This window comes from Lyngbya sp. CCY1209, assembly GCF_035615495.1.
Lineage (GTDB): Bacteria > Cyanobacteriota > Cyanobacteriia > Cyanobacteriales > Microcoleaceae > Limnospira.
Genome location: NZ_JAJENU010000356.1, coordinates 1 through 7,967, shown reverse-complemented (window position 1 = coordinate 7,967; position 7,967 = coordinate 1). Strand labels below are relative to the sequence as shown.

The 7,967-nt window shown below is 54.7% G+C and carries 8 protein-coding genes; 4 read left to right on the top strand and 4 right to left on the bottom strand.

From position 1 onward, the window contains the following. Positions 1–378 precede the first annotated feature (378 nt). From LKE08_RS10085 to LKE08_RS10070, 4 genes are all read left to right on the top strand, one after another. Positions 379–606 carry a hypothetical protein gene (locus LKE08_RS10085; RefSeq protein ID WP_324704091.1) on the top strand — a complete coding sequence of 76 codons (228 nt, stop codon included), beginning with the start codon at positions 379–381 and terminating at the stop codon, positions 604–606. A 423-nt stretch (positions 607–1,029) separates the two neighbouring features. Continuing rightward, on the top strand, positions 1,030–2,073 hold the full coding sequence (gene csaB / locus LKE08_RS10080; protein ID WP_324704090.1) for a polysaccharide pyruvyl transferase CsaB: 1,044 nt from the start codon (positions 1,030–1,032) through the stop codon (positions 2,071–2,073). A 79-nt stretch (positions 2,074–2,152) separates the two neighbouring features. Then, positions 2,153–2,785: a tRNA (guanosine(46)-N7)-methyltransferase TrmB gene (gene trmB / locus LKE08_RS10075; protein ID WP_324704089.1), complete on the top strand. Its 633-nt coding sequence runs from the start codon at positions 2,153–2,155 to the stop codon at positions 2,783–2,785. A 311-nt stretch (positions 2,786–3,096) separates the two neighbouring features. Then, positions 3,097–4,095 carry a homogentisate phytyltransferase gene (locus tag LKE08_RS10070; protein ID WP_324704088.1) on the top strand — a complete coding sequence of 333 codons (999 nt, stop codon included), beginning with the start codon at positions 3,097–3,099 and terminating at the stop codon, positions 4,093–4,095. Positions 4,096–4,418: 323 nt separating this feature from the next. Here LKE08_RS10070 and LKE08_RS10065 read toward each other — a convergent pair whose 3' ends face one another. The 4 genes from LKE08_RS10065 to LKE08_RS10050 all read right to left on the bottom strand — a co-directional run bounded on the left by LKE08_RS10065 (position 4,419) and on the right by LKE08_RS10050 (position 7,615). Beyond that, the gene (locus tag LKE08_RS10065; RefSeq protein WP_324704087.1) at positions 4,419–5,066 is read right to left on the bottom strand and encodes a nucleoside triphosphate pyrophosphatase; all 648 of its coding nucleotides are present in this window, start codon (positions 5,064–5,066) and stop codon (positions 4,419–4,421) included. 110 nt (positions 5,067–5,176) lie between these two features. Further along, entirely contained in the window at positions 5,177–5,719 is a 543-nt protein-coding gene (psbP, locus tag LKE08_RS10060) for a photosystem II reaction center PsbP (protein ID WP_324704086.1), read from the bottom strand. Between the two features lie 133 nt (positions 5,720–5,852). Continuing rightward, positions 5,853–6,884, bottom strand: coding sequence for a M23 family metallopeptidase (locus tag LKE08_RS10055; RefSeq protein ID WP_324704085.1), 1,032 nt, complete (start codon positions 6,882–6,884; stop codon positions 5,853–5,855). 77 nt (positions 6,885–6,961) lie between these two features. Further along, complete coding sequence (locus LKE08_RS10050) at positions 6,962–7,615, bottom strand: hypothetical protein (protein ID WP_324704084.1); 654 nt, start codon at positions 7,613–7,615, stop codon at positions 6,962–6,964. Positions 7,616–7,967: the final 352 nt, after the last annotated feature.

Below are 7,967 nucleotides of genomic sequence, written 5' to 3'. Positions count from 1 at the left end.
GCCAGTTAAGGCGATAGCTGGTCAGCTACCTGAAGGGGAGGGCACGAAGCCCCCGTGCTTCAGCCGGGGGTGCTGACGGGATTATCCTTGAAGCTACCCTCTAATTTTATCACGTCCCAATCAACCCCGATACCAACTGTCACAACACAAGAGGACAGTTTGGGGTCAGTCGCGAACAATTAAAAGTAGAGAGTCCGGCGAGAAGCGGAGTTTTTGATCGATTTCCCATCCCCTCCTCTGTGCCGTCCCTTCTTTGCCAATCTCCAGCACGAAAATCCTGCCCGTCCATTCCTACATGGAAAAGTGAAACAGGCAAGATAGGCAACCGCAAAAGGTCAGCCATTTGTCATCACATCCGGGTTCAATGAGGTTCAGACCATGAAGATCCAATCACAAATTACAACATTCGCGATCGCGGTGCCGTTGCTGCTGGCGATATCCGGCCGGTCCGGCCTCGCCCGCCATTTCAACGGGTTGCCGTCTTTTTCCGTGCCAACGGAGTCCATTTTTCCCCTTGACGAACACCGACCGTCCGAGGTTCAATTTCCGTCGCCGGAGGTGGAACAAAGGCGACCTTCTGAATGTTACGACAACGGCGTTTGTTGACCCTTCAAAAGTCAAAAGTCAAAAGTCAAAAGTCAAAAGTGTGACCTCTTGAGATGATAGGATGGAGAACCTTTTCCGGATTCTTCACTCCTCACCCCTCAACAGGGGAGGCTTTTGACCGGATTTTGGGGTCTTTTGAGACTGAAATTGAAGGCCGGGGTGCGATGTTGGAGAGACTGCCAATTGAATCAAAAGATGAACTCGGCGATGGTTCGATGCCCTGATATCAAGACTTTCGCGGCAAAACAGTCCGTCGATACACTCCGGTGCGATCGCGGGTGGCCCCGGCTGCCGTGTTGCCATCACTGACGGTGTGCGAGGAGAAGTGTTCCTGAAACAGTTGGGGATGGGGGGTGGGAAATCTGCAATCTCCCCACCCCGATTTGATATAGTTAAACTCGGCGCTAATCGTAAAAATTCAAAATGCCGAGGGCGGTTTGTTGCGGGTATTACGGACAGGGGAATGGCGGGGATGAGGCGCTGCTGGCGTCGCTGTTGCAGATGTTGCCGGAGGGAGTCGAAGCGATCGCCCTGTCTGGAAATCCCCCCCAGACGGAGGCGCGATACGGGGTGAGGGCCTACGATCGCAAAAGTGCGTTTCAGGTGTGGCAGGTCCTGCGCCGTTCGGATTGGTTCATCTGGGGCGGGGGCAGTTTGATTCAGGATGCCACCAGCGCCCTGAGTCCTTTTTATTATGCGGGATTGATGGGGTTGGCGCAACGAATGGGCCTGAAGACCGTGGCCTGGGCGCAGGGAATCGGCCCCCTCAACCGTCCGATGACCGCAACCCTGGCGCGGCGGGCGTTTTCTGGGTGCGATGCGGTCAGCGTCCGGGATGGCTGTTCGGCGGCTTTGCTGTCGAGTTGGCAGATCCCGTTGACCCTCGCCCCCGATCCGGTGTGGGCCCTAGAACCGAAACCCGTGCCGGGGTTGGGGGATTTTCCGGCCCCCCGAGTGGCCGTGACGCTGCGATCGCATCCTTTGCTGACTCCCAAACGGTTGGCGAACCTGACCCGGGCTCTGGTATCTTTTCAGCAGGCGACGGGGGCCTATATTTTGCTGCTTCCGTTTCAGTTGTCCCGGGATCTGGCGATCGCCGAATCTCTCCACAGTGTTCTTCCCGACCGCAGTCATATTTTACAATTGGAAGACCCGGGGATGTTGCGGGGGGTATTTCGGGGCGTGGAAATGGCGATCGGGATGCGTTTCCACAGCTTGATCATGGCGGCGGCGGCGGCGTGTCGCTGTTTCGCCCTCAGCTATGATCCGAAAGTCAGCCAGTTGATGGCGGAGTTCGACTGGCCGGGATGGGAACTGGCCGGGCTCCCCGACGATGCTAATGTTATCAGCAAAGCTTGGCTCGAATGTTACGCCAACGGCGAGCCCCTTTCCGCTGCCAAAATCGGATTTTTGCGCGATCGGGCGCAGATCCACGGGGAACTATTTCTGAAGCTACAAAATAGGTAGCACGGGCATCCTGCCTGTGACAAGCAGAAGCTTGTTTGACCTGAAATGAAATGTCAATCAATCTTAGAGGTGTTAAAAGTTGGGACGAGTTCGCGTTCGTCAGCACGTCAATCCGCTGGCCAGGAAGTTTCAATTTTCCGTGCTTCCCCCCGACTGGACGGAGATCTATGATAAAAGCGATCGCCCGCTGCACGTCGATATCGGTTGCGGACGGGGACGGTTTTTGTGGAAGCTGGCCCAACTCGAACCGGACTGGAATTTTTTGGGCTTGGAAATTCGTAAACCCTTGGTGGAGGAGGCGAATGAGTGGCGGGATGACAAAGAATTGAACAATTTACATTATATATTTTGTAATGCCAACTTTGCTCTGGACTCGCTGTTGCGATCGCTTCCCGAGGGAGTTCTCAAACGAGTCAGTATTTTATTTCCCGATCCCTGGTTTAAAAATAAGCACCAACGGCGGCGGGTTGTGCAGCCGGAGTTGGTGGATGAATTGTCGAAATTTATGGTTTCTGGCGGGGAGGTTTTTTTGTCTTCGGATGTGGAAGAAGTGGCCGCAGAAATGCGCGATCGGTTTTTGGAACATCCCCAATTTCAAATCCAAACACAAGAATGGTTGCCGGACAATCCCCTGCCGGCGGCGTCGGAACGGGAAATCGCGACGTTATCTCGCGGCGAACCTGTCTACCGAACCATCTTTGAACGCCGTTAACCCCCCGCGTAGAATAGGCATCTTGCCTGTTTGACTCGACGCAATTCTTGATTGTGACAAACATCACGGGTTAGCATAGTAGTGCGCGAAGAGTATGTTGACAAGTCGGGCTTTTACAGGCAAGATGCCTGTACTACCCAAACCCAATCCCATGTCTGATCAAGTTCGGGTCATCAGTTATCCTATTGATGGGTTGATTATCGAATCAAAAAATAGTTTTGGTAAAAACTATTTGGGCGGACATGATATCACGACTTGCCGAGCGCACTGCTATATTTTAACGATTGCATCATTATTAGTTTGACTCAATTATGGGTGAATTATCTCCTCCCCCGCCGGCAAAAATCGCCGTCAACCCGGTTCAAAAAAAGGCGCCCTGGCTGTACGCCTTCTGGAAGTTTTCGCGGCCCCACACCATCATCGGAACCAGCCTCAGCGTCTTGGGGTTGTCCGCGATCGCTTTGAGTGGTAAACTCGATTTACTGTGGGATGATGGGCAGTTTGTCTCTGCGAGTCTGGCGACGGTGGCGATCGCTTGGATTGCCTGTCTGTGCGGCAACATCTACATCGTCGGCCTGAACCAACTCGAAGATATCGAAATTGACCAAATCAACAAACCCGATTTGCCCCTCGCTTCCGGGGAATATTCCCTCCGCCAGGGGCGATTTATCGTCGGCTTGACGGGACTCTCCGCAATTATTCTCGCCCTACTTGGAGGGCCGTTTTTATGGGCGACGGTGGGAATCAGTTTGGGACTGGGAACCGCCTATTCCCTCCCGCCGATTCGGCTGAAGCGGTTTCCCTTTTGGGCGGCACTCTGTATTTTTACCGTCCGGGGTGTTATCGTCAATTTGGGCTTATTCTGTCATTTTAGCTGGGCGTTTTCCGGGGACACGGCCTGGAACCTGCCGGCGATACCGCCGACGGTGTGGGTTCTGACACTGTTTATTTTGGTGTTTACGTTCGCGATCGCCATTTTTAAGGATATCCCCGACATCGAGGGCGATCGGCAGTACAATATTACCACGTTTACCATTAGACTGGGGACGGTTTCTGTCTTTAACCTCGCCCGGGGGGTGCTGACGGTTTGCTATTTGGGAATGATACTCGCCAGCGTTCCGTTGCAAGGGTATTTAAATCCGGTTTTCCTGGCGTTCGTCCATCTGGTTTTACTCAGTGTCTTGTGGTGGCGAAGTATGAATGTGGATTTGGAAGACCGGAAAGCGATCGCCCGCTTTTATCAGTTTATCTGGAAACTGTTTTTTCTGGAATATCTGCTGTTTCCCATCGCCTGTTTGTTGCGGTATTGACACATATATCGCCCCCAAACCCCCAATTCTGGGGGCTTTGAGCCGAAAGATTTTTACCTATCATTTCAGACTGCGATCGCCCGTCTTTTGGCTTCAAAATTGAGGCTCGAAATCGCGAAAAAAGGGGTTGACAGGGTGGGGAAAGTTCGGATAAAATACGAATAGAGTCCACCCGCCTTGAAATGAATTTCAAGGCTGATAGCAAAAGTCCACTCAAGTGGACTCGGGATCGGCGATCGTGTATTGACAGTTTGAATCGGAGAATAGATTTTGAAACCCCTATAGAAAAGCAGTTTCAGTCCCGACTCCCGATTCCCGACTCCCTACTCCCCACTATTTTTCCAGAAGTCGGTGATTTGATAACCCAACTCCCGCAGCATCTCCCGAAGTAGGGGCAAACTCAAGCCGATGACGTTGGTGTGGCAGCCTTCGAGCTTGTCAACGAAGGCGCCGCCCTTCCCTTCGATCGCGAAACATCCGGCACAGTTGAGGGGTTCTCCCGTGGCGACATAAGCCGCAATTTCGCCGGTATCGACGGCGGCGAAATAAACCCGAGTCGCCCGCGATCGCACCAAAATTTTCTCCTGTTTGATATCGATCAGAGCGTGTCCCGTGTGGAGTTCCCCGACGTCGCCGCTCATCCGTTCCCAGCGGGCGATCGCCTCCCGTTCGTCGGCGGGTTTTCCGTAGATTTCCCCCTGGACGACCAACAAAGAATCGCAGCCCAAAATCAGGGTATTTTCCCGCTGCAACAAACCGTCGCCCGGACGTTCTTGCAGCCGCCGCCCCACCGTTTCTGCCTTGCACTCTGCCAGGGTTTCCACTAATTCGGCGGGGTTGTCAATTTGCAGGCTGGACTCGTCAAAATGGCTGGGCATGACGGCCGCATGGATGCCGAGGGCATTCAACAAACGCCGTCTGGCGGGGGAGGCGGAGGCGAGGATAAAGGTCAGTTTGGAATTGATCGCCATTGCGGAATTGGAGTTTTGGGTGTGAGGAAAGGGGGATGAGAAACCGGGTTTTTGGGCAAAACTTTGCTTGGGAAAGATCGACTTTCATAAAAACCCGGTTTTTGACTATTTTAATAAACGGAGAACGATCGCACGACTTGTTCGAGCAGATTTTGGGTTTTTTGCCACCGCCGTTCGCTGGTGGAGACGTTCAGGGTGAAAAGTTTGCCGCGGCTGATGGCGATGCTGGCGAAATCGTGCCGTTTTTGTTGGTTGGGAAGGGTGACGGCATATTCGAGTAAATAATAAGTATTCTTCGGAGATTCTTTTTTCCCGGCGTTCACCAGTTCCGCCGTCCGGCCCGAGCCTTCCGGTGCGATCGCATTTTTGCTGAGGGTGTAGCCGACTTCGGTGGGGGTTCCGATGTCGGACAATTTGTCGCCCTTGGTGACGGGGCTGATCACGACGCTGACATTTTCCGTCTGCTCGATCATATCGTGGAAGACCACATCCGGGCCGTCGGAGACTTTGACTTGCACCCAGCCGTTGGGATAGAGGAATTCGTAGCCGTCGGTGGTATCGACGAAGCTGTTGAGTCCGCCGCCGGTGGCGACGCAACCTCCGAGGGTGAGGCCGACTACGACGAGAAGAATGGTTGCAATTCGTTTGAACATTTGAGCGGTTCCCTTGCTGCACAATCGATTTTGGCAATCGAAGTACAACTATTGTCCCATTGATGGGGCGTTTCGGGTTGCCCGGATTTATTGGTTGTGGGATAAATCCGCAGATTACGCAGATTTTCGCAGATTATTGCAGGTGGATGGGGCGGTTGATGTCGATGAGGGTGCGATCGCCCCGGGTGAGGCGGTATGAGGCGTTCCAGGTTCCGGGGGTGAGGGGCCGATCGCTGGTATTTTTTTTGCCGACGTAACCTAACCAGGTGCGGCTGGGGGAGTCGATGCGATCGCGGTGTTCGATGATAACGTTGCCCTGGGGGTCGGTGAGGCGATATTCGGATTCGTCTCCGGCTAGGACTCCGTAGGCTTGGACCCAGAATAATAGGGCGGGACTGGCGACGGAAAGCTGGGTTTCGGAATAGTTGCCTTTCCAGATTTTATCCATCTCGGGGGGTTCGGTGGAAAATCCTGACCGGATTAGACCGGTGGGGGTGTACTCGAAGGGTTGGTTCCAGAGGGGGTTGCGGCTGACTTGGCAACCCGCCGCGGCGTTGGGTCCGACGAAGGGATCGACTATTTCTCCATCGTGGCGGACGCTGAGGTGGACGTGGGGGAAGGAGCTCAAACCGGAGGTGCCGACGAGTCCCAATAGTGTATCGCGATCGACGCGATCGCCGGGTTGGACGGCGATGCTGTTTTGTCTGAGGTGACAGTATTGGGTTTCCCAGCCGTTGCCGTGGTCGATGACGATGCCGTTGCCGCATTCGGTTCCCTCCACCGCCGCGCGATCGGCTTGATTTCTGACCCGGCGATCGGCCATTTCGTCCCGAACCCGCAACACCTGACCGGGCGCCACGGGGAAGACTTCCACGCCCCGGGCCATCGCCCGTTCGTCGGGGATGGCGAAGTCGGTGCCTTTGTGGCCGTCGTAGGTTTGGCGACCGCAACCGAAATCCACTGCTTCGGGGCTCGGATCGCGATCGCTGTACAGCAGAATCAGGCAATCGTCGTCCAACCGACAGTCCAGGGGAGGGGAGAGGCTGGGGGCGCCCGTCTCCTGGGCGATCGCACGGGTCGGGGGACGCCCGCAACCGACCAGCAGGGCTAGTCCGAGCCCCAGCAGGACCAGAAACAGATATTTGCGATCGCGATAGGGAAGCATAGAAATTCGGGTGTCGGGTGTAGGAAGAATTGACAATTAATAACGATCAATTATCAACGATCAATTCCCCTCATATTTTAACGGAAGAACAGGTCGGTTTGCAGGGTCAAAGCGAGGTCTTCTTCCGGGTTGATGACCACCACATCGACTTTTTCGCGGCCCAGGAAAATGCCCGCGATCGCACCCAGTCCGGCCCCGCCGAGCACTTCTTCGGTGGCGATCGCTTTATCTCCCAAAACGCCGGCTAACGCGGTCGCCGCCGCCCCGCCGATGGCTGCCCCTTTGAGGATATCGCCGGCTGAGGCGCCTTTGCGGATGGTTTCCGTGCGGGTGACGGCGTTGGAATTGGCGTCGAGTCTGTACCGCCGATTGCTGCTGATGATGACTTCATCGGCGATAAACTGCGATCCGCCTCCGGTGGCCGGCCGCAGTTCCCCGACGATTTCCGCCCCGGCGGGCAGCCAAACTCGCCCCTGGCTGGTGACGACATCTCGGGCGACGACCATTGTCAAAGGTGTGGTTTCGTCGGGGGTGACGACGATTTTCTCGGCTTCGGGATATTCCACCGCGATGACGGTTCCGGCCATGATTCTTTCCCGTTGCAGGGAACTGGGGAACTGTTGGGCGGTGGCGGGGGTTTGGGTCAGCAGCAGGGGGGCGGCGAATCCCGCAGCCATGCTGAGGGTGAGGAGGACGGAGGTTCCGGAACGGTAGAGGTTGGTGCCGAACATGGTTTACAGTATCCTATTCGCGTAAATAATTGGATTTGACTCTACTGACGTAGGGTCTTTTATTTTGGTTCTCTATTTTCAATATAAATTTAGCTCACCCGGATGGGTGATGGGGGGAATTGGGGGCGATCGGGGCGGAGTCGCACTTTATCAAAGGAGTCGGATCGGTGGTTTGGGGCTGAAGCCTGACAACGGACGATGTTATATAGCAATCGGAAAGCATTTGTAAATAGTCGCGCCCCCAAACCCCCAATTCTGGGGGCTTTGAGAAGATTGATTTTTCACTCATTATTTCACATTGTTATATAGGAATCGGAAAGCATTTGTAAATAGTCCCGCCCCCAAACCCCCA

Bases quoted from the DNA above. Each gene is read 5' to 3' on its own strand.
- LKE08_RS10070 (WP_324704088.1), top strand. From the start codon at position 3,097: ATGGGTGAATTATCTCCTCCCCCGCCGGCAAAAATCGCCGTCAACCCG.
- LKE08_RS10050 (WP_324704084.1), bottom strand. From the start codon at position 7,615: ATGTTCGGCACCAACCTCTACCGTTCCGGAACCTCCGTCCTCCTCACC.
- LKE08_RS10085 (WP_324704091.1), top strand. From the start codon at position 379: ATGAAGATCCAATCACAAATTACAACATTCGCGATCGCGGTGCCGTTG.
- LKE08_RS10065 (WP_324704087.1), bottom strand. From the start codon at position 5,066: ATGGCGATCAATTCCAAACTGACCTTTATCCTCGCCTCCGCCTCCCCC.
- psbP (WP_324704086.1), bottom strand. From the start codon at position 5,719: ATGTTCAAACGAATTGCAACCATTCTTCTCGTCGTAGTCGGCCTCACC.
- LKE08_RS10055 (WP_324704085.1), bottom strand. From the start codon at position 6,884: ATGCTTCCCTATCGCGATCGCAAATATCTGTTTCTGGTCCTGCTGGGG.
- csaB (WP_324704090.1), top strand. From the start codon at position 1,030: ATGCCGAGGGCGGTTTGTTGCGGGTATTACGGACAGGGGAATGGCGGG.